Source organism: Acetoanaerobium noterae (assembly GCF_900168025.1).
Classification (GTDB): domain Bacteria; phylum Bacillota; class Clostridia; order Peptostreptococcales; family Filifactoraceae; genus Acetoanaerobium; species Acetoanaerobium noterae.
Genome location: NZ_FUYN01000001.1, coordinates 115,070 through 137,023, shown reverse-complemented (window position 1 = coordinate 137,023; position 21,954 = coordinate 115,070). Strand labels below are relative to the sequence as shown.

The 21,954-nt window shown below is 31.9% G+C and carries 18 protein-coding genes; 14 read left to right on the top strand and 4 right to left on the bottom strand.

Features of this window, described 5'->3' with window-relative positions:
* Positions 1–86 precede the first annotated feature (86 nt).
* The 7 genes from B5X47_RS00665 to cls all read left to right on the top strand — a co-directional run bounded on the left by B5X47_RS00665 (position 87) and on the right by cls (position 9,320).
* Positions 87–2,735, top strand: a complete 2,649-nt coding sequence (locus tag B5X47_RS00665) for a cation-translocating P-type ATPase (protein WP_079588307.1) — start codon at positions 87–89, stop codon at positions 2,733–2,735.
* Between the two features lie 170 nt (positions 2,736–2,905).
* Positions 2,906–3,892, top strand: coding sequence for an ornithine cyclodeaminase family protein (locus tag B5X47_RS00660; protein WP_079588306.1), 987 nt, complete (start codon positions 2,906–2,908; stop codon positions 3,890–3,892).
* A 123-nt stretch (positions 3,893–4,015) separates the two neighbouring features.
* The gene (locus B5X47_RS00655) at positions 4,016–4,693 is read left to right on the top strand and encodes a response regulator transcription factor (protein ID WP_013361815.1); all 678 of its coding nucleotides are present in this window, start codon (positions 4,016–4,018) and stop codon (positions 4,691–4,693) included.
* A complete protein-coding gene (locus tag B5X47_RS00650; RefSeq protein WP_079588304.1) occupies positions 4,686–5,915 on the top strand; it encodes a sensor histidine kinase in 1,230 nt (409 codons plus the stop codon). Before B5X47_RS00655 ends, B5X47_RS00650 begins: the two co-directional genes overlap by 8 nt.
* Before the next feature lie 336 nt (positions 5,916–6,251).
* On the top strand, positions 6,252–6,977 hold the full coding sequence (locus B5X47_RS00645; RefSeq protein WP_079588302.1) for a polyphosphate polymerase domain-containing protein: 726 nt from the start codon (positions 6,252–6,254) through the stop codon (positions 6,975–6,977).
* A complete protein-coding gene (locus B5X47_RS00640; protein WP_079588300.1) occupies positions 6,955–7,647 on the top strand; it encodes a DUF4956 domain-containing protein in 693 nt (230 codons plus the stop codon). Before B5X47_RS00645 ends, B5X47_RS00640 begins: the two co-directional genes overlap by 23 nt.
* Before the next feature lie 152 nt (positions 7,648–7,799).
* The gene (gene cls, locus B5X47_RS00635; RefSeq protein ID WP_079588298.1) at positions 7,800–9,320 is read left to right on the top strand and encodes a cardiolipin synthase; all 1,521 of its coding nucleotides are present in this window, start codon (positions 7,800–7,802) and stop codon (positions 9,318–9,320) included.
* Between the two features lie 176 nt (positions 9,321–9,496).
* Here cls and B5X47_RS00630 read toward each other — a convergent pair whose 3' ends face one another.
* Complete coding sequence (locus B5X47_RS00630) at positions 9,497–12,151, bottom strand: calcium-translocating P-type ATPase, PMCA-type (RefSeq protein WP_079588297.1); 2,655 nt, start codon at positions 12,149–12,151, stop codon at positions 9,497–9,499.
* A gap of 168 nt (positions 12,152–12,319) precedes the next feature.
* Here B5X47_RS00630 and mscL point away from each other — a divergent pair, with 168 nt between their 5' ends.
* Entirely contained in the window at positions 12,320–12,727 is a 408-nt protein-coding gene (gene mscL, locus B5X47_RS00625) for a large-conductance mechanosensitive channel protein MscL (protein ID WP_079588295.1), read from the top strand.
* On the opposite strand, the gene aroD is transcribed toward mscL, so the two are convergent.
* Entirely contained in the window at positions 12,698–13,462 is a 765-nt protein-coding gene (gene aroD, locus B5X47_RS00620) for a type I 3-dehydroquinate dehydratase (protein ID WP_079588293.1), read from the bottom strand. The two genes, mscL and aroD, sit on opposite strands and share 30 nt — an antisense overlap.
* A gap of 98 nt (positions 13,463–13,560) precedes the next feature.
* Between aroD and B5X47_RS00615 the strand changes: the two genes are divergently transcribed.
* The 4 genes from B5X47_RS00615 to cuyB all read left to right on the top strand — a co-directional run bounded on the left by B5X47_RS00615 (position 13,561) and on the right by cuyB (position 17,673).
* Positions 13,561–14,061 (top strand): shikimate kinase, encoded by a 501-nt coding sequence (locus B5X47_RS00615; protein ID WP_079588291.1) that lies wholly within the window; start codon positions 13,561–13,563, stop codon positions 14,059–14,061.
* A 125-nt stretch (positions 14,062–14,186) separates the two neighbouring features.
* Positions 14,187–15,368, top strand: coding sequence for a carboxylate--amine ligase (locus tag B5X47_RS00610; RefSeq protein ID WP_079588289.1), 1,182 nt, complete (start codon positions 14,187–14,189; stop codon positions 15,366–15,368).
* 27 nt (positions 15,369–15,395) lie between these two features.
* Positions 15,396–16,946 (top strand): Mur ligase family protein, encoded by a 1,551-nt coding sequence (locus tag B5X47_RS00605; RefSeq protein WP_079588287.1) that lies wholly within the window; start codon positions 15,396–15,398, stop codon positions 16,944–16,946.
* Positions 16,933–17,673 carry a cysteate racemase gene (cuyB, locus tag B5X47_RS00600; RefSeq protein ID WP_079588286.1) on the top strand — a complete coding sequence of 247 codons (741 nt, stop codon included), beginning with the start codon at positions 16,933–16,935 and terminating at the stop codon, positions 17,671–17,673. Before B5X47_RS00605 ends, cuyB begins: the two co-directional genes overlap by 14 nt.
* 53 nt (positions 17,674–17,726) lie before the next feature.
* On the opposite strand, the gene B5X47_RS00595 is transcribed toward cuyB, so the two are convergent.
* The gene (locus tag B5X47_RS00595; protein ID WP_079588284.1) at positions 17,727–19,184 is read right to left on the bottom strand and encodes an alanine/glycine:cation symporter family protein; all 1,458 of its coding nucleotides are present in this window, start codon (positions 19,182–19,184) and stop codon (positions 17,727–17,729) included.
* Between the two features lie 283 nt (positions 19,185–19,467).
* On the opposite strand from B5X47_RS00595, the gene B5X47_RS00590 reads away from it, so the two are divergent.
* Positions 19,468–19,902, top strand: a complete 435-nt coding sequence (locus B5X47_RS00590; protein ID WP_143215732.1) for a dUTP diphosphatase — start codon at positions 19,468–19,470, stop codon at positions 19,900–19,902.
* Positions 19,903–20,109: 207 nt separating this feature from the next.
* On the opposite strand, the gene B5X47_RS00585 is transcribed toward B5X47_RS00590, so the two are convergent.
* On the bottom strand, positions 20,110–21,039 hold the full coding sequence (locus tag B5X47_RS00585; protein WP_079588282.1) for a chemotaxis protein: 930 nt from the start codon (positions 21,037–21,039) through the stop codon (positions 20,110–20,112).
* 356 nt (positions 21,040–21,395) lie between these two features.
* Here B5X47_RS00585 and efp point away from each other — a divergent pair, with 356 nt between their 5' ends.
* Positions 21,396–21,953, top strand: coding sequence for an elongation factor P (gene efp / locus B5X47_RS00580; RefSeq protein WP_013361800.1), 558 nt, complete (start codon positions 21,396–21,398; stop codon positions 21,951–21,953).
* Position 21,954 lies beyond the last annotated feature (1 nt).

The window sequence follows — 21,954 nt, the reverse complement described above, 5'->3', positions numbered from 1 at the left end:
ACACTATTGTTTAGTGAGACTCTATAGCTAGTTAATTCTAGCTGTAGAGTCTTTTTTGTTTGGAAAATAAGGAGGGAGATTAGCAAGTGAAATTTTATAGGAAAAGCAGTGAAGAAGTAATGGAGATTTTGGATGTAAGTATTGATGGATTATCAGAGCAGGAAGTCCAAAAAAGAAGATTGGAGCATGGATATAACAAGCTAGATGAAGCCAAAGGAGACACTCCGATAAAAGTTTTTATGGACCAGTTCAAGGACTTTTTGGTAATTATGCTTATTTTAGCAGCCATAATTTCAGCAGCTCTAGGAAAATATGAAAGTACTATTGTAGTAATTTTTGTTGTAGTATTAAATGCAATCTTAGGAACAGTTCAACATATTAAAGCAAATAACTCTATTAATTCACTAAAGGCATTGTCTTCACCAGTATCAAAAGTTTTAAGAGATAAAATGAAAAAAGAAATACCATCAAATGAACTAGTTGTTGGAGATATAATATTTTTTGATGCAGGAGATTATATAAGCGCAGATGCAAGAGTAATTGAAGCTCACAGCTTTCAAGTTAACGAAAGCTCGCTAACTGGAGAGTCAGAAAGTGTTACAAAAGAGATTGAAGCAATTAGCCAAAATGATGTTTCAATTGGAGATATGAAGAATATGGTTTTTTCCGGTAGCTATGTAACCTATGGAAGAGGTGTAGCAGTAGTTACTGATACTGGGATGAAAACTGAAATAGGTAAAATTGCATCGATGCTAGAAAATGCTAAAGCAAGAAAAACTCCGCTTCAAGAAACCCTTGATAATTTTGGAAAAAATCTCTCTATAGCAATTTTGATTATATCTGGAATAATATTTATTATTGATATATTAAGAGATAAAGCAATTATTGATTCTTTTATGTTTGCAGTTGCACTAGCAGTAGCGGCTATACCTGAGGCTTTAAGTTCTATTGTTACAATTGTACTTGCCTTTGGAACTCAGAAGATGTCGAAATCAAATGCTATAGTTAAGAAATTGAATGCAGTAGAGAGTTTAGGAAGCATATCAGTTATATGCTCCGACAAGACTGGTACACTTACTCAAAATAAAATGAAAGTTCAAAAGCTATGGGTTGACAATAATATAGTTGATAGTGATGAGGCTACTGACCAAAGCCTTATAAATAAATTAATACAATTTTCGGTATTATGTAATGATGCTATTGTTTCAGGGGACAGTAATATTGGAGACCCAACAGAAATAGCGCTTGTGAATTTAGGAAATGAACATAATATTAATGAGCAAGTGACAAGAAATGCTCATCCTAGAATATTTGAGCTCCCATTTGACTCAGATAGAAAGATGATGAGTACTGTAAATGCTTATGAAAACAGCAAGCTTATGATTACTAAAGGAGCTGTAGATACAATAATTAACAAAGCTCATAAAATTTTGACTTCGAATGGAGTTGAGATTTTAAATGATGAGGTTAAAGCTAAAATAAAGCATGATAATAATAGTCTAGCTAAAAATGGACTCAGAGTTCTAGCGTTTGCATATAAGGAATACAAAAATGAATCTAGACCTAAATTAGAAGATGAAGATGAACTGATATTCATGGGTATGATTGCTATGATGGATCCACCTAGACCAGAATCAAAAAAAGCTGTTGCTGACTGTATTTTAGCTGGGATAAAGCCAGTGATGATTACCGGAGATCATAAAATAACAGCAATTGCAATTGCAAAGCAGATAGGGATAATTAATGATGAAACGGAGGCTTTAGAAGGGCACGAAATTGAGAAGCTAACAGATGATGAGCTTTATAATATTGTTGAAAATATTAGCGTATACGCAAGAGTATCACCTGAGCATAAGATTAGGATAGTAAGAGCTTGGCAGAAAAAATCTATGGTAGTTGCTATGACTGGAGATGGGGTAAATGATGCACCAGCATTAAAACAGGCAGATGTAGGAGTAGCAATGGGAATAACAGGCACAGAGGTATCAAAAGAAGCAGCCTCTATGGTTCTTACTGATGATAATTTTGCCACAATTGTAAAAGCTATATCTAGTGGTCGCTCTATTTACGTAAATATAAAAAACTCAATTAAGTTTTTATTATCTGGAAATGCAGCTGGTATTTTCTCAGTAATTTTTGCTTCTGTGGCAGGACTTGCAGCGCCATTTGCTCCTGTACATCTTTTGTTTATAAATTTATTAACAGACAGCTTGCCAGCTATAGCTATAGGCTTAGAGCCTCATGATGAAAGCATTATGAAAGAAAAGCCAAGAAAAAGAACAGACTCAATTATTAACAAGGAATTTATTAAACAGGTATCGACTAAAGGAGCTTTAATTGCATTAGTAACCATGACAGCTTATTATATAGGCTTTTCAAGTGGTAGTCATTTAGTAGGTAGCACTATGGCTTTTGCAACCTTATGCTTATCAAGACTATTTCATAGTTTGAACTGCCGTTCTAAAGCTTCTGTTTTTAAAATCGGAGTTCTTAGCAATATCTATGTAATTTTATCAATTATTGTAGGAAGCTTAATGCTTTTGTTTGTTATGAATTACCCACCTCTTATGACTACGTTTGAGGTGAGTAAGCTCGATATATCCCAGCATCTATCAGTAATTGGATTGTCCTTAATACCTTTAGTAGCAGTCCAGATTTACAAGCTTATAAAGGATAATAATTCTACATCATATGAACAAATGGATAAAGTTAATAATTTATCCGATGTAGCATAAGGATATAATAAGATAATTTATTAAAGTACCCATCAAATTAGATGGGTATTTTAAGTTAGCATAAATATCCTCTAAAATTTCTTTATTCTAGCGAATCCTTTGATTTTATAGTATATTTAATCTATTATAAAGTTAAGAGAATTTACTTATATTATAAGGAGAAAAATATTATGAAAATATTAGTTTTGAAAGAAAATCATATGAAGCAGGTTTTTACAATGAAGGAAGCGATTAAGGCTGCTAAGGATTCACTTATATCTTATTCAAGCAATGATGCTGATATACCTCTAAGAACCAATATTAATGTAAAAGAAGCGGGTGGACAAAGCTTATATATGCCAGGATATGCAGCATCATCAAAGGCACTAGGCATAAAAATAGTATCAGTTTATCCAAATAATATTAATAAAGGGTTGCCGTCAGTACCCGCAACTATGATTCTTCTAGATGAGGAGACAGGTCAGGTTTGTGCTATGATGGATGGAACTTATCTTACTAGAGTGAGAACAGGAGCTGTTTCAGGTGCAGCTACAGAGCTTTTATCGAATGAAGACTCAAGTATATTTGCTATTTTTGGTACAGGTGGGCAAGCTGAAACTCAAGTAGAAGCAGTACTAGCTGTAAGAAATATAAAAGAGCTTAGAATTTATGATATTAATATAGAGAGAGCTAAAGATTTTGCAGCAAAAATGATGGAAAAATTCAATATAAAATGTATTGCTGTAGAAAGCTCTGAGGAAGCTATTGATAATGCAGATATCATTACTAGTGTTACAACTACAAAGAATCCTGTATTTGATGGAAGACTTGTGAAAAAAGGGGCTCATATAAATGGAGTTGGCTCGTATACTCCTGAGATGCATGAGATTGATGAATACACTGTACTTAATGCTGGCAAGGTATACGTAGATACTAGAGATGGAGTTCTAAGTGAGAGTGCTGATTTAATTAATCCAATTAAAAATAATAAATGTACAGAAGCTATAGTAACAGGAGAGCTTGGAGAACTACTTTTAGGAAAAACCAAAGGCAGAGAATCTAGTGACGAAATAACTTTTTTTAAAACTGTTGGAACAGCTGTGCTTGATATTGTAACTGCAAAAATGATTTATATTAAGGCACTTGAGCTAAATATTGGTGATCAAGTAGAGATGTAATTTTGTATCTAGTCTTATGTTATTAACATTCTTTGATTAAATTAGCATAATTTTAACTTCATTTTAAGTTGGAAGCTTAATATATTATGGGATAGATATAAATTTTAATTAAGGATGGTAAAAATGAAGATATTATTGGCTGAAGATGAAAAGGAACTCTCAAATGCTCTTGTTATGCTGCTTTCTCATAATAATTATGTGGTGGACGCAGTATATGACGGAGAGGATGCTCTTTCCTATGCACAAGAAATAGACTATGACATTATTATATTGGATATAATGATGCCAAAGCTAAATGGATACCAAGTTCTAAGCAAGCTAAGAGAAAAAAATTGTAAAGCTCCAATACTAATGTTGACAGCAAAAAGTCATGTAGATGACAAGGTCACAGGCCTTGAGCTAGGAGCAGATGACTACCTTACAAAGCCTTTTGAAATGAAAGAGCTACTTGCAAGAATAAAGGCCCTGCTTAGAAGGCCACAAAATTTTAATGCTGATATACTGGAATTTGGAGATATGTATTTAAATAGAGATACATGTCAAATCATATGCAACAATCAGCAAGTGGTTTTGAACAAGAAGGAATTTCAAACTATGGAGCTACTTATTTTAAATTCTAAACAAATCCTATCTAAAGATTTGATTATGGACAAGATATGGGGATATGAGTCAGATGCAGAAATAAATGTCGTATGGGTAAATATTAGCTCTCTTAGAAAAAAACTTGCAAAGCTAGACTCAAAGGTAACTATTGCTTCAATTAGAGGCTTAGGCTATAAGATAGAGGTGGGCTGTGACTGATAAGCTAAGGTGGAGATTTGTTTTAGTTGCTATGGTTGCAATTTCTACAGTAATGGTGATTGTATTATCTTCCATTAACATGGCAAACATATATAAGACTAATAAAAATAGTGATGAATTACTATCTATAATTAGTGATAACGATGGAAGAATACCTTTTGATGAGCATAAAATCCCAGATGACAGACCTCCTAAAAAACCTGAATTAGGACCTGAAGGAAGATATCTCAATAGATACTTTACTGTTAGAATATCTGAATCAGATTCTATTATTTCAGTTGATAATACTAACATAGCCGCAGATGTTTCTTATATAGCCATAGATTATGTGAACCAAATATTAGAGGATGGAAAATCAAAAGGGACTATTGATAATTATAGATATTCACTTAGCACAAAAAATGGTGGATCCTTGATTGTATTTCTGGATATAAGCAAAGAGCAGCATATAAATAAAAGCTTTCTTACAGTTTCTTTGATTGTGCTATTTATATCTTTATTAATAGTATTTTTATTACTGGTTGTTTTATCAAAAAAAGCGATTCAGCCCTTTGTAGATAATCTAAATAGACAAAAAGAATTCATCAGTAATGCTAGCCATGAAATTAAAACTCCATTAGCAATTTTATCTGCCAATAATGAGGTATTAGAGTTGATTTCTGGGGAAAGTAAATGGACTATTAGCAATCACAATCAAATTAGAAGGCTTAAGTATCTTATTGAACAGATGCTTATGCTATCAACCCTTGAAGAAAAGATTGACAATCTTGTGTTTCAAGAAATTGATTTAAGTAAGATATTAATAGATGCAATGACAGAGTTTTCAGCCATTTATACTAATATAAAGGTAAAAACAAGCATTCAAGAGAATGTATTTATTTTAGCTGACAAAGGGAGCATAGTTCAGCTTGTAAACATAATATTAGACAATGCATTCAAATATGTAACAGATGATGGGAATATTTTTATTGAGCTTTCTCAAAATAAAGATTCTATTTTGTCAGTTTCTAATAGCTGTGAACTAATTAATAAAGAAGATTTAAATAAGATATTTGATAGATTTTATAGACTTGATGAAGCTAGGACAAGACAAAAAGGTGGAAATGGAATGGGACTATCTATTGCAAAAGCAATAGTAGATAAACATAATGCAAAAATTTCAGCTGAAATAGACGATGATAATAACTTTACTATGAAAGTCAAATTTTATAGAAAAAAATAGGGTTTTAGATAAGAAGCTGTAAACTATTTTGTATTTATAGAAATTTGAGGATAACAAAAGAAGCTATCTGATATGAGGTACAAAGACTAATTTAATTAACAATTAGATTAGTCTTTGTAAGCATCATACAGAATATTAGCTTCTTTTTTATATTTTTGTAGAGCATGAATTATTTAGCTTTGTTAAGAATTATTATAATAATATCATTTTTTAAGTTAATTTTAAGTTAAGGGTTTATATTCTAGTTATAAACAGTTATGGCTGCTGATTATTTATAAAGGAATGAGCATACTATGTATTACAGACCATAAGATTATTATACTAGGAGATGAGTTTATGAGCGCTACCGTATACAATTTTAAGAGATATGAGCTTAAATACATGATATCAAGGACTCAATACGAGGAGTTGCTATATCAGCTAAGAAATCATATAGTTGAAGATAAATTTTTTAAATCTTCAATATCAAATATTTACTATGATACGCCATCATATAAGCTGATTAGGCAATCGCTTGAAAAACCAATTTATAAAGAAAAGTTTAGAATCAGAAGCTACAGTCCTTACCCTAAGGCAGAAGATGAAGTATTTTTAGAGCTTAAAAAAAAGTATAAGAAAGTAGTTTACAAAAGAAGAATAAAGTCCACTGTAAAACAAAGCAAGACTTATCTAAATAATATTTCACTTCTTAAAGAAGAGGGACAGATAGGTAAAGAAATTGAATACTTTTTTAACTATCATAATTTTCTTAAGCCAGCAATGTACATTTATTATGACAGATATTCATATAAAGGAGCTAATGATGAAAGCTTGAGAATAACCTTTGATTACAATCTAAAATATAGAGATTTTGATTTAAGCTTGGAAAATGGTAGCTATGGCTTTAACCTCATTGACAAGGAGTTCATGCTTATGGAAATAAAAATATCAGGAGCAATACCAATTTGGCTTAATAAAATTTTTGTAGATTTAGAAATATTTCAGCATTCATTTTCAAAATATGGAGAAGCCTATAAAAAAACAATAAAGGAGAGTATTTATGACAACAGAATTATTGTATAGTGTAGCAATTAATAATTTTAACGAGTCTTTCAGTGTGATTCAAAATTTTGGCTTAGGAATGGTGGTTTCATGTATTTTAGGTTATTTTATAAGCATAATTTATAAATATAAGAACTCTTATAGTAAGAGCTTTGTTATAACCTTAGCGCTTCTTCCAATGATAGTTCAGACTGTAATAACTCTAGTAAATGGAAATCTAGGGACAGGAGTAGCTGTAATGGGAGCATTCAGCCTTATAAGATTTAGATCAGCACCAGGAGGAGCTAAAGAAATAACTGCTATTTTTATGGCCATGGCTGTAGGTTTAGCTGTGGGGACAGGGTATTATTTACTGGCTTTTGTATTTGTACTGCTTATTGGAACCGCAAATATTATTTATGAAAAGCTTGATATAGGCAAAAGCAAAGAGAATGAAAAGCTACTAAAAATAACAATACCAGAGGATTTGGATTATGAGACTTTATTTGATGATATTTTATGTGAATATTTAAATAGCTGGGAGCTTATTCAAGTTAAGACTACTGATATGGGAAGCTTATTCAAGCTCTCTTATCAAGTTTGCTTTAAAGAGAATATGGACTCTAAAGCTTTCATTGATGAACTAAGATGCCGTAATGGAAATCTTGAGATAGCTCTAAGTAGATCGCTAATAAAAGATAACGAACTTTAGCTTTAATTTTCCTTTAGTCAAACTCATTCGCCATATTTGTTACGAATAACATCAACATCGTAAAGCTAACTCTTTGCTGATGAAGAAGTAACAAATATGGGTATGATATAATTAGCTTGAAAAGCATAAAACTGGCTCAAGGGAGAAATTTTATGAAAAACTATACAATACCACGTATTTTATTTTTAGGACTGGCAATATTATTGCAAATAGCGCTTATAGTAGGTATGGTTATTAAATTCTACCAGTATTTCACATATTTTTATGCAGTGAATATTTTTATAAGCTCTCTAGTTGTTCTTTGGATAGTAAATGATGAAAGCAATCCTGCATATAAAATTGCTTGGATTATACCTATTATGCTGGTTCCTATTTTTGGAGGATTATTTTATATTTTGATAGGAAAAAGTAGTCTTTCTAAAAAAATAGTAAGCAAAATGCATAAAATAGAAGAAAAGACAAAAGAAGTATTAATTGATAATCAAAAAAAGAATGCTATGCTAAGAAGCCAAGACATGGACGCAGCAAAGATATCTCATTATATATCAAACTATGCCTATTATCCCCTTTATTATAGTAATAACACTGAATACTACAGACTTGGAGAGGAAAAATTTAAACGCTTGAAAGAGGAATTAAATAAGGCTGAGAGTTTTATATTTATGGAATATTTTATTATTGAAGAAGGCATAATGTGGAATAGCATATTGGATATACTAAAAGAAAAAGCTTCAAAAGGCGTGGATGTTAGAATTATATATGATGATATAGGTTGTTTAGGAAAGCTAACAAAAGAATATAATAAACAGCTTGAAAATATGGGAATACGATGCCATGTTTTTAATCCTGTGAGACCAATTATATCTTTAGCTTTTAATAATAGAGACCATAGAAAGATAACAGTAATTGATGGAAAAGTAGGCTTTACTGGTGGAATAAATTTAGCAGATGAATATATCAATGAAATAGAGCTTCATGGACATTGGAAGGACACAGCGATTCTTTTTGATGGAGAGGCAGTTTGGAGCTTAACGGTTATGTTTTTATCTTTATGGGAGTATTTGGATTCAAGCGCTGAGGATTATGAAAAATATAGATATAAAAATGGAATAGATGAATATAAAGGAGGATTTATTCAGCCTTTTTCAGATAATCCTTTAGATAAAGAGTCAGTGGGAGAAACAGTATATCTAAATATTATTAACAATGCAAAAGATTATGTTTATATAACTACGCCTTATTTGATTATTGACAATGAAATGCTCACTGCCTTATGTATAGCTGCAAAAAATGGTGTGGACGTAAGAATAATAACTCCACATCATGGTGACAAATGGTATGTGCATGCTGTAACTAGATCCTATTATAAGCCCTTGGTAAATAGCGGAGTAAAAATATATGAATATACTCCCGGATTTATTCATTCAAAAACCTATGTAAGTGACGATAAGTTTGGGATTGTTGGTACTATTAACATGGATTATAGGAGCCTATATCTTCATTTTGAATGTGGAGTGTGGATGTATAATACAGCAAGCATAGAAGATTTAAAAACAGATTTTGTTAGTACTCTAGAAAAATGTACTGAGATTGAAAAGTCTTATTTAGATAATATCAAATGGTATAAGACTATTGGACGCTCAGTGCTTAGGTTATTTGCTCCCTTGATGTAATGATGAAGTATTCATTAGGAATTTGAATGCTAGATGCTCTAAAAAGGACTGAAGAATAAAGTAGTGTATTATATTTGATTAAAATCAAAAATAATACACTACTTTATTTTCAACAGTCCTTTTATAATTTTAAAAAAGCAAATTATTTAATTTGAAAAATTATTTATTGGATAGGTTTAAATACGGGCTTCTCTTTTTCTAAGAAAGATTTTAACTATCTCGTTTATCATAAGAGGGATAAGGGCAAATAATATAACTAATCCCCAATCCTGAATACTTATATTATGAACTTTGAATGCATTTGCTAAAAATGGTATAGAAATCACACTGAATTGAAGTATAAAACCTATAATTATAGCTCCAATTAAATAAAGGTTACTAAATATACCGATTTGAAATATTGATTTTGTTGGATTTCTCATTGCAAGTGAATAAAATAATTGTGAAGCTGCAAGTACAACAAATGCCATAGTTCTAGCATATGTCAAAACATCTTCTGGAATATTTCTAGAGCCGAGTGAATAACCATGCTCGTAAAGTCCATAAAAGAAGGCTCCTAAGGTCAGCAATCCAATTAAAATACCACCCATTATAGCTCTTGGACCAGCTCCGTGGGCAAAAAAGCTTTCTTTAGGGTTTCTTGGTTTTTTGTTCATAACATCTTTATCGCCAGGGTCCATACCAAGTGAAATTGCTGGCAAGGTATCAGTTATTAGATTTATCCATAAAATTTGAGTTGGAAGAAGTGGTACAGGCCAGAAAAATAATATAGACAGCAGTATAGTTACTACTTCTCCAAGGTTACAGGATAATAAAAACACTACTGATTTTTTTATATTGTTATAAATATTTCTTCCTTCTTCTATTGCATGAACTATTGTAGTAAAGTTATCATCAGTCAATATCATATCACTAGCGCCTTTTGATACATCGGTACCAGTTATGCCCATTGCGACACCTATATCAGCTGTTTTAAGTGAAGGGGCGTCATTTACACCATCTCCAGTCATAGATACGATATTTCCTTGAGATTTAAAAGCTTTAACTATTTTTACTTTGTGCTCAGGAGAAACTCTAGCAAATACTTTAATTTTATTTATAAGCTTTGAAAACTCTTCATCTGTGTATTCATCAATTTCAGTTCCCATAATAGCCTGGGATATATCATCGGCAATTCCCAATTCTTTGGCTATTGCAAACGCTGTAGTTTTATGGTCACCAGTAATCATTATAGGAGTAATTCCAGCTTTTTTAGCTGTTTCAATTGATGATTTTACCTCAAGTCTAGGAGGATCCATCATTCCAACAATACCTATAAGAGTTAAATCATTTTCCATTTCATCAGAGGATATTTCAGTCTCTACCTCCTTATATGCAAGTGCTAATATACGTAGAGCTTTATTTGAAAGCTCCTCGCTTGTTTTTATGAACTCAGATTTATGATTCTCAGTAAGTGGAATGGATTTACCATCTTTAATTACATGAGTTGAAATTTTTAACAGACTATCGAGAGCTCCCTTAGTATAAACAAGAAATTTATCATTTGATTTTACTAATGTAGACATGAGCTTTCTATCAGAGTCAAATGGTTTTTCTCCTACTCTAGGATAGGTTTCATTTAATTTGGATTTGAGTATACCATAGTGATTGCCAAGTTGAACTAGGGCAATCTCAGTAGGGTCTCCAGTGCCTTCGTTATTTTCATAGGTGGCATCTGAGGAAAGTATCATTCCTTGAACTAGTTTTATGGAATCAGGATTATTTATTTCATTATTATCATCAACTTCATTTAAATTATTTAGAGTATAATATTTCATTACTTTCATTTTATTTTGTGTTAAGGTACCAGTTTTGTCTGAACAAATAATGTTTACTGAGCCAAGAGTTTCTACAGCTGGCAGTTTTTTTACTATAGCGTTGATTTTAGACATACGAGTAACGCCTATAGCTAAAACAATAGCTACTATTGCTGGCAATCCTTCTGGTATAGCGGCTACAGCCAAACTAATTGCTGTAAGAAACATTTCAAATAAATCTCTTTTTTGGATTAATGCGATTGCAAATATCAAGATACATATTCCTATAGCAATGTACCCTAGGATTTTGCCAAGCTCCTCCAGTCTTACCTGAAGAGGAGTTAATTCATTATTATCTTCATCTAGTATTTGAGCTATTTTACCAATTTCTGTATTCATACCAGTCGCGACTACTATTCCTTCGCCTCTGCCATAGGTAGCTATTGTAGACATAAATGCCATATTACTTTGATCACCCAGTGGAGTTTTAAGGTTAGTATATATTTCAGATGCACTTTTTTCAGAAGGGACAGATTCACCGGTTAGTGCAGATTCTTCTATTTGAAGATTAGCAGAATCAATTAATCTCAAATCAGCTGGAACGAATCTTCCAGCATCCAAAATTACTATGTCTCCAGGGACTAATTCAAGGGCCTGGATTTCTAAGGTTTGGCCATCTCTTTTAACTAGGGCCTTTGGATTAGATAATTTTTGCAGAGCCTCAACAGCTTTTTCGGCCTTATACTCTTGAACCACACCTATAACTGCATTAAGAATTACAACAAGCAGTATTATAACTGCATCAACATACTCACCAATAAATAAAGTAATAGCAGCTGCTCCTAGCAAAACATATATAAGCATATCCTTAAGCTGAGATAAGAATAGCTGAAAAAAGCTTTTTTTAGGTTTAGATTTTAATTTATTTTCACCATATTTTTCTAATCGAAGTTTTACCTCTTGACTGGAAAGTCCTGTCGCTTCATTCGAATCATATTCCTTTAGAACATCCTGAATCTCTTTTGTAAACCACATAATATCACCTCTTGATTAGTTATATTAATGAGTAAATAAAATAATTTTAGTACATATAATTATATCTACCTTATAGAATAGTTTTTAACCAGATATTTTTAGGGTATTATATAGTTGGATTTATAAAGATATTATTCAAGAAACTAAAGAAAAGGAAGGATGAAGGACATGTTAAAGGAGTTTAAAACATTTATTATGCGTGGAAATGTTATGGATATGGCAGTGGGGATTATTATTGGAGGAGCATTTGGCAAGATAATCACATCCCTAGTAAACGATATTATAATGCCAGTTATATCTATACTAACAGGAAGTGTTGATTTTAAGCATCTTAAATATGTAATTGAGCCAGCTCAGGGAGAAATTCCAGAACTGGCTGTATACTACGGTCAATTTATTCAAAATTTAGTTGATTTTGTTATCATTGCTTTTTCAATTTTTATAATGATTAAGATGATAAATAAATTAAAAGCTAAACCAAAAGAAGAAGCAGCGCCAGCAAAACCAAGTGAAGAAGTTGTGCTATTAAGTGAAATCAGGGACGAATTAAAAAAGATGGGTCCAAGCTCTCTTTAAATCATCAATTTTGATTTGACCTGGAGCGGTTGAGTCTTTCAAAGAAGCAAAGGTAATATCAGAGCCAAATTGGCCAGCATATACTCTAGAAATTTTTCCTAGGTCACCCATGGAGATGCTCACCATAGGAGCCTCTAATAATTTTCTGCATGAAAGACTAGCATCTAATAAACAAAGTACATCTTCACTAGAATGTGGCATATATGCTACTTTAGGAATATCGGCCCCTAATTCGAGGGCCTTTTCTATTTTTTGAACGATTTCTTCTTTATTTGGTGTAAACTCAAAATTGTGATAAGAAAGTATAAGCTTCGTATTAGTATTATTAATCATTTGTTTAACTGTAGATATATAATCTTTTCCTTGGATTTGTTCTATATCTAATATATCGATAGTATCTGTTTTTAGAGCGTTTTGAATTATTTTGAGCTTATCTTCTTGAGAAAGAGTGCATTTTCCGCCTTCTTTATTATCTCTTAGAGTCAAGATAAATATTGTATTTGCTAGTTTATATTTAATTGAAGTTAAGGTATTATATACATAATCTAATGAACTGAGATTGTCAAAGTAATCTAATCTCCACTCAACTACATCTGGATTTTGAGATAGAGCATCGTCGATATCTGCAACAAAATCTTCAAGAGTAGAGGGTATTATAGGAGTACAAATTAGGGTTTTGCTTCCCCCGATTTCAATGTTTTTTATTTGGATTTTTTTAGTAGCTTCGATTTTCATATTATTCTCCTAGCTTTACATAAATTTTCATTATTTTAACATGTTAATTTTGATTGGACAATGTTTTAAAAATAATAAATATAAATGAGGTAAAGAAGATGAAAAAAATAGCATTTATAGGAATGATGGGATGTGGAAAAAGCAGTATAGCTAATGACATTTCAAAAGACTTGGCTCTTAAGCTTATTTCTATTGATAAGATGGTGGAAAAGGAACTCAATTTAAGCATATCCGATATATTTGAGAAATTTGGGGAGCCGTATTTTAGAAAAATTGAAACAAAAGTATTAAAAAATGCTGTTATTAATGAAAGCTGTATTATAGATTGCGGTGGGGGGATTATTCTTGACTCAAGTAATATTGAAATATTGAAGAATAATGGATACAGTATAATTTTTATTGATAGAAATCCAGAAAAAATATTAGAGGAAATGGATGTTAATAATAGACCACTAGTAAAGGATAATCCAACAGCTCTTATAAAAATATATAACGAAAGAATAGGATTATATAAAAAGTATTCTGATTACATAATTGAAAATAATAATGATTATGATTATGCAATTAACTCAGTGAAGAGCTTAATAATCAATCTTTAATTGCCAAAGAAAAACTATATTTACTATAGGGTTTTATAGATTAGATTTTCATGATAAAATATTAGTTTGAAAAGATATATTTAAGTGTTGATAATTATATTAGAATCTATTTTAGGGGGATTACCGTGTCTAATAAAGCAGTTATTTTAGGTGCTAATTATTATATAGGCTTAAGTACAATAAGATGTCTAGGTGTGATGGGTGTTGAAGTAGCGGCTGTAGATTATAGCTATGAAGGCTCTTATGCTTTTGAATCAAAATATTGTAAGGAAAAATTAATCGGTCCACACTATAAAAAACAACCTAAAGAGTTTTTACAGTTTTTAATAGATTATGCATCAAAGCAAGCTCTAAAACCCGTGCTGATTCCTTGTGCTGATCCATATGTTGAGTTTGTAGATGAGTATCTCTACGAGCTTAGAGAATATTACCTTATTCCTCAGAATCAGCAGGGAATTTACACTAATCTTATGGATAAAGAGAAGCTTCACGCTCTTGCAGTAAAAAATTCTGTTAAAGTTCCAGAAACAGTTTATGTAAGCGATGAGGATTATTTAGATAAAGTTGACAAGCAAATTGGCTATCCATGTATTGTTAAACCTACTGATTCTCCATCATTTGTGTCGGTTTTTAGAAGAAAGATGTTTAAGGTTAATAACAAGGAAGAATTGCTTGAAGCAGTAAAAAAAGTACATGAGAAAAAGCTGGAAGTAATTGTACAAAGAATAATTCCAGGATTTGACGACCATATGTACACTTTTGATGCTTACTTAAATCAGGATTCAAAAGTTACAAACTGGATGACTTGCCAGAAATTTAGACAGTATCCTATAAATTTTGGAGCCTCAGTATATACTGGACAGAAATATGTCCAAGAGCTCTATGATATAGGAGCAAAATTTTTAGAAAATGTTGGTTTTAAAGGATTTGCGGAAATTGAGTTTAAAAAAGATGCAGTAACAGGAGAATTTTATTTAATAGAGGTGAATGTAAGAATAACTAATTTAAATAGCTTGCTGTATAAGGCAGGGATAAACATGCCATATTTAACCTATTCTGAGCTAATAGGAAAGCCACAACCACCTTTTGAGCTTAAAAAGGATACTGGGCTAGTGTTTTGGTATGCTTACGAGGATTTCTTTGCTGTTAGAGGATATCTAAAGACAAAACAGCTGAAGCTATCTCAGGTTCTAAAATCATATTTTAAACCTAAAGCATATGCTATATGGGACTATTCAGATCCTAAGCCGTTTTTTGCTTTTAGCAAAAGTATTTCAAAAAAAATAACTAAAAAAATTTTTAGGTAAGCTTAATTTTACGTGAGGAGAATTATAATGATGGACGTTGCTTCTTTATTGAAAGGGATTGAAATTTTAGAGGAAAACAGACCTTTAAGCCATGACCATAATATTCAGGGGATAGCTTATCATTCTGCTAAGGTTAAAGAGGGAGATTTATTCTTTTGTATCAAAGGATATAAGACAGATGGACATAAGTATTTACTAGATGCTAAAAACAAAGGAGCTGTAGGTGCTGTTGTGGAAAGCATTCAAGATAATATTGATATTCCTCAATATTTGGTTTCAGATGCTAGGCATTCTTTAGCTCTATGTGCATGTAATTTTTATAATCACCCTTCAAAATTTATGAAGATGATTGGAATAACAGCTACTAATGGTAAAACCACAACTGCTTTTATGATTGATAATATTCTAGAAAATAATAATTTTAAAACTGGGCTTGTTGGAACAGTGCTTATAAAAGTAGGCGATGAACAAATAGCTTCTGATTTAACAACACCAGAGTCCTTAGATCTTCAAAATTATATATACAGAATGAAAGAAAATGGTTTAACACATGTAACAATGGAAGTGTCTTCGTCTGCTATTGAGCTTGACAGGATTGCTGGGATTGATTACGACATCGTTATTTTTAACAATATTAGCAGAGAGCACATTGATCTTCATGAAACCTTTGAAAACTATGTAGCATTGAAATCAAGTTTGATTACCAATGCAAAGAAGGGTAGCTGGGCTATACTGAATATGGATTGTGAAGAAGCAGCATCTCTAATTAATAAGACAGAGGCCAATGTACTTACTTATGGCGTTAATAATGATAATGCTATGATATTGTGCAAAAATCTAGATTTATCCTCAGGAAGAGGTAAATTTACAGTAGAAATTTCTAAACCATTTTCAATAAATGGGCATTTATATATGGATCAAAGCTTCGAGATATCTCTTTCTGTGCCAGGCTATCACAGCGTATATAATGCTATGGCTGCAATTGCTGCGGCGCTAATTTGCAAGGTACCTATAGCTGTAATACAAGAAAGCTTTTTAAATTTTAAAGGTGTAGAAAGAAGATTTGAGTTCATATATGAAAATGATTTTAAAATAATCGATGATCATTTTGCAAATGCTGGGAACATAGATGTTACTATGGAAACTCTTAATTTTATGGAATATAATAAACTGCATCTTGTATATGCTATAAGAGGTTCAAGAGGGCCTATTGTAAATAAGGAAAATGCTCAGGCAATAGTTACATGGGCGAAAAAGCTTAATTTATCTGAAATTATTGCTACTAAAAGTGCAGATTACACAACAGAAAAAGATATAGTGACTGATGAAGAAGAAGCAGTGTTTAGAGACATTATTAATGGTTCGAAGCTAAAGCTTGAGCTATATGAGAATCTTTCAGATGCTATTGGTGAAGCTTTAAATAGGGCTAAGGAGGATGACGTAATTCTTCTTGCTGGTTGTCAGGGAATGGATTATGGCGCTAGTATAGCACTTAAAAAACTAAAAATAATGAACCCATCTATATCTGAGGATGAATTATTTGAACCCCTAAAGCATAGAGTGTGTGGAATTGAGTAAAGATAATAAGAAAGAGGTTACAGCAATGAATGATAAAATAATAGGAATTCTTGGAGGAATGGGTCCAGAAGCTACGGCACACTTTTACTTTAAGCTAATAAAAGCTACTCCCTCAAAAACAGATCAAGATCATTTTAGAGTGATTATGGATAGCAATAGTAAAATTCCAGACAGAACGAGTGCAATCTTTGGAAACGGAGAAAATCCAGTTCCTGCTCTTATAGAGACGGCAAAAACCCTTGAATGTGCAAAAGTAGATGTCGCTTGCATTCCTTGTATCACGGCTCATTATTTTATAGATGAGATTCAAGAAAGCATAAACTTCCCAATATTGAATGCTCTAAGAGAACTTGATATTTATATAAAAGCTAATTATCCTGACATAAAAAATATTGGTATTCTAGCAACGAGCGGAACCCTAAAAACTGGATTATTTAATAAATATCTAAGTGATTATAATTTAATCTATCCTGATTACGATATCCAAACAAACAAAGTAATGCAGGCTATTTATTCTCCGCAGTATGGAATAAAAAGTGGGGTAATAGAAGGCAAACCAATAGATATGCTAGTTGAAACTGGCGAAATATTGATAAAAAATGGAGCTCAGATACTGATTGCTGGCTGTACCGAAATAGGTCTAGTTTTAAATTCTTCCCATTTTGATATACCGTTAATAGACCCTATGGATGTAGCAATTGAGGCTATTGTTAAGAATAAATACTAAAGTAAAAAATGGCTTGCATAAATGCAAGCCATTTTTTACTTTATAAGTTTAAATTATGAAACTTTCTTTTTGTATCTAGCAGCGATTGCTTTCCAAGTATCTGCATTTTTAATGCCAAGAGTTTCTGGCTCGTAGATTGGATCTTTTCCTTCTTTTTTCTGTTTTTCGTAATCTTTAAGTGTACCAACACCAACCTTAGTTAATAGAATTATTGCTATAATATTTAACCAAGCCATTGCTCCAACTCCGATATCACCAAGAGCCCAAGCTAAATCTGCTGTTCTTATAGCTCCGAAGAATGTCATACCAAGTAAAGCAAATTTAGTTAGTAAGAAATATGTTTTGTGATTTTTTGAACCTTTGAAAAGATAAGCAACGTTAGTCTCTGCATAGTAGTAGTAAGCTAATAAAGTAGTAAAAGCAAAGAAGAAAAGTGCGATTGCTACGAAAGCTTGACCAAAACCAGGAAGAAGAGTATTTACTGCCATTTGCGTGTAAGCAGGCCCAATCTCTACGCCAGGAATGTTTTCTACAATGAAGCCATCTGCTCCGTCTTTAACATTGTACATACCAGTAATAAGAATCATAAAAGCTGTAGCTGAACAAACAAATAATGTATCAACATATACAGAGAAAGCTTGAACTAAACCTTGCTTTGCAGGGTGAGAAACTTCAGCAGCAGCAGCAGCCATAGGTCCTGTACCTTGTCCAGCCTCGTTTGAGTAGATACCTCTTTTTACTCCCCACTGAATAGCAGTTCCTAAGATACCACCAAATGCAGCGTCAGCTCCAAAAGCTGAACGGAAAATTAGAGCAATTACATCAGGAAGCATGGTGATGTTCATAAATATGATAATAAGTGCAACTATGATATAAGCAATAGCCATAAATGGAACTATAAGCTCAGCAGCTTTACCTATACGCTTTGTTCCTCCGAAGATAATGAACGCTAAAAGACCAACTACGATTGCTCCAGTTATTGCAGGAGAAATTCCAAATGCAGTGTTCATTGAGCTTGCGATACTGTTAGCTTGTACTCCAGGTAAGAAAACTCCTACTCCTAGTACTGCACAAACAGCAAATAGAATAGCATACCATTTGATTCCAAGTCCTTTTTCAATGTAGTAAGAAGGACCTCCACGATATTCGCCGTCAACCTCATCTTTATAAACCTGTGCAAGTGCTGACTCTATGTAAGCTGAACCCGCTCCAAGGAAAGCGATTGCCCACATCCAAAATACTGCTCCAGGACCACCAGTTCCGATTGCTGTAGCAACCCCAGCGATGTTACCTGTACCAACTCTTCCACCAAGAGCCATAGCAAAGCCTTGGAATGAAGAAACTCCAGTTTCTGATGCCTCACCACTAAGCATCTGTTTAACCATATCCTTAATTAATCTTACTTGTGGGAACTTTAGGATTACAGAAAAATAAACCCCAGTACCTAAACATAAATAAATAAGTGCGTTACTCCAAATAATACCGTTAAGAAAATCTACGATTCCTTGCATACACGTACCTCCTTATAAGTTCAAATTTGTAATAATTATGAAGTGTGTCTTAGAAAAAAATGTCATTTTCTGAAAGTTTTCATAATTGCTACAAGTGAATTCTATCATTTTGTATAAGTATTAGTCAATCAAGTAAGCAAAATTTTTCATAAAAAAACTTTTTTTATGAAAAAAATAGGTACACAGATACAATAAACTTGACATTTTAATATATTATATTATCAGGTTTTCATGTAAAATATTTTTATATTGATTAATACTAAATAAAGAAGCGAGGTTTTATATGTTGGAAATTAAGGTTAAACTACAAGAAGGTGTCCATCAAGAATTTGAATTTATAGAGGGAAAATCAAATTGGATAGATTTAAGAACAGCAGAGCGCATAAAAATGAATAAAGGAGATTTTAAGCTTATACCGTTAGGATTTGCATTAGAGCTACCAGAAGGATTTGAAGCACACATCTTGCCTAGAAGCTCGACGTTTAAAAATTATGGAATTATACAGACAAACTCGATGGGAATAATTGATAACGCATATAGCGGAAATGATGACTATTGGTTCTTTCCAGCCTACGCACTAAGGGATACTATAATTGAAAAGGGAGATAGGATTTGTCAGTTCCGAATTGTTAGACAAATGGAAGTTGTTAAGGTTTTGTTTGTCAATGAATTACAAAAACAAAATAGAGGGGGTCATGGAAGTACAGGAGTAAAATAATTAAATATGGAATACTCTCTTCAATAATTTTATTTAAATTAATTTTTACAATCAAATAGAGAGACTGAAATTTTAAGCATCCTGCTAAAATTACAATCTCTCTATTATTGTTAATAAAACAAGGTTCAAAGAGCAAATTAGTAATATTTGATTGCTATAATGGATAGAGTTTTTATTACCACTGAAATAATACTATAAATCTATTTTTTATTTTACGTTATTAATCTTTTCTATTAACTTGTCAATCACTCCCACCAAATTTTCAACCTCTGGCTTGCTCATCTGAGCATCAGCTTTTACAGATTCACCTTTATGTTTTAAGTCATCTGTTATAAGAGATGAGAATATTATTACAGGAAGTGTTCTTAATATTTTATGTTCTTTAATTTTTCTTGTAAGAGTATGTCCATCCATTTGAGGCATTTCAATATCTGTAATTAAAATTTGAACATCTTCAATAAAGCGATTACCCTTTTCAGAAGCTAAGTTGTCTAGATAATGCCACGCTTGCTGACCATCGTTAAAAAATTTCATATTACCAAAGCCTGCTTTAGTTAATACATCATCTAAAAGCTGACGAATCATAGGAGAATCATCAGAAAGAATCAATTTTATACCCATACGATCTTTTTTTGTTATATTTCCTATACGGCTTTCGTTTATACCTGTCGAAGGAGCAATATCAGTTACAATTTTTTCGAAGTCGAGTAGCATTATGATTCTTTCTCCTAGGGTTATGTTTCCTATTATTAAAGAATCGCTATTTTCAATGACCATATCTGGTTTTTTTATTAAATTCCAGCCGATTCTATGAATACCATGAACTTCATCTACGCAAAAAGCAACTTTTAATTGATTGAACTCACAAAGAAGAGTTTTAATTTTTCCATTAATAGGAGTAAATTCCTTTTCAAGTACGTAGTTCATGTCTATGAGAGGAATTACATCACCACGGACCATTGTCAAGCCTATTAAGGCTGGATTTGATTTTGGAACTTTTGTAACATAATCAATCTCTAATATTTCTTTGATTTTTATTACATTAATTGCATAATGTGTGTTTTTTACAGTAAATTCAAGAATTTCAAGCTCGCCAGTTCCCGTTTCAAGTAATATCCCTTTTTTGTCTTCTGTCATGGTGTTCCCTCCTAATAATAGTTTATTAAATTTTAAAAATGAATTTAGTTGTTTTTTACTATTGATATGATTTAAATATACCCAGTTAATAAATTTTTACAACAAATGTTTAATCTAAATAAAGATTAAACATTTAATTTATTTTTTAGTGTATAATAGTAATAAATTAATAAATAAAAAAGGTTATGGTAATATTATAATTAATAGTAAAATAAATCAATAGTGTAAAATAATAATTACGGATACTAGGATTCTTGACAGTAGATATACGAAATATATATAATGGATATTGTTCAGAGATGACTGTAACGGTTGTTATTTGAAGTAGACAATTTATTAATGGAGGGGTTTTATTTATGATTTCTGCAAGTGATTTTAGAAAGGGAGTAACTTTTGAAATAGATGGACAACCGTATTTAGTTGTTGATTTTCAACATGTTAAGCCTGGTAAGGGTGCAGCTTTTGTTAGAACAAAATATAGAAATCTTAAGTCTGGAGTTTTAAGAGAAGAAGCTTTTAATCCAAACGATAAATTTCCAAAGGCTACAATAGAAACTAAAGAAATGGAATATCTATACAATGATGGAGAATTATATTACTTCATGGATGCTGAAACATACGAGCAAATTCCATTGAACTATTCTCAGGTTGAAGAAGCAATAAAATTTCTAAAAGAAAACGATAAAGCTTTAATTCGTTTTTATCAAGGAAATGCTTTCCAAGTGGAAGCACCTAACTTTGTCGAACTTGAGATACTAGACACAGAGCCAGGAGTAAAGGGTGATACAGCTACAAATGTTACAAAAGCTGCTACCGTTGAAACTGGAGCTATTGTCCAAGTACCTCTGTTTGTAAATATTGGAGATAAAATAAAAATCGATACACGTTCAGGAGAATATTTATCCCGCGTGTAAA

What these genes read in the sequence shown, in the direction of transcription:
- B5X47_RS00605 (WP_079588287.1), top strand. Translation starts at nt 15,396, where the DNA reads ATGATGGACGTTGCTTCTTTATTGAAAGGGATTGAAATTTTAGAGGAA.
- B5X47_RS00630 (WP_079588297.1), bottom strand. Translation starts at nt 12,151, where the DNA reads ATGTGGTTTACAAAAGAGATTCAGGATGTTCTAAAGGAATATGATTCG.
- B5X47_RS00615 (WP_079588291.1), top strand. Translation starts at nt 13,561, where the DNA reads ATGAAAAAAATAGCATTTATAGGAATGATGGGATGTGGAAAAAGCAGT.
- efp (WP_013361800.1), top strand. Translation starts at nt 21,396, where the DNA reads ATGATTTCTGCAAGTGATTTTAGAAAGGGAGTAACTTTTGAAATAGAT.
- B5X47_RS00645 (WP_079588302.1), top strand. Translation starts at nt 6,252, where the DNA reads ATGAGCGCTACCGTATACAATTTTAAGAGATATGAGCTTAAATACATG.
- B5X47_RS00595 (WP_079588284.1), bottom strand. Translation starts at nt 19,184, where the DNA reads ATGCAAGGAATCGTAGATTTTCTTAACGGTATTATTTGGAGTAACGCA.
- cls (WP_079588298.1), top strand. Translation starts at nt 7,800, where the DNA reads ATGAAAAACTATACAATACCACGTATTTTATTTTTAGGACTGGCAATA.
- B5X47_RS00655 (WP_013361815.1), top strand. Translation starts at nt 4,016, where the DNA reads ATGAAGATATTATTGGCTGAAGATGAAAAGGAACTCTCAAATGCTCTT.
- B5X47_RS00640 (WP_079588300.1), top strand. Translation starts at nt 6,955, where the DNA reads ATGACAACAGAATTATTGTATAGTGTAGCAATTAATAATTTTAACGAG.
- aroD (WP_079588293.1), bottom strand. Translation starts at nt 13,462, where the DNA reads ATGAAAATCGAAGCTACTAAAAAAATCCAAATAAAAAACATTGAAATC.
- B5X47_RS00585 (WP_079588282.1), bottom strand. Translation starts at nt 21,039, where the DNA reads ATGACAGAAGACAAAAAAGGGATATTACTTGAAACGGGAACTGGCGAG.
- mscL (WP_079588295.1), top strand. Translation starts at nt 12,320, where the DNA reads ATGTTAAAGGAGTTTAAAACATTTATTATGCGTGGAAATGTTATGGAT.
- B5X47_RS00660 (WP_079588306.1), top strand. Translation starts at nt 2,906, where the DNA reads ATGAAAATATTAGTTTTGAAAGAAAATCATATGAAGCAGGTTTTTACA.
- B5X47_RS00590 (WP_143215732.1), top strand. Translation starts at nt 19,468, where the DNA reads ATGTTGGAAATTAAGGTTAAACTACAAGAAGGTGTCCATCAAGAATTT.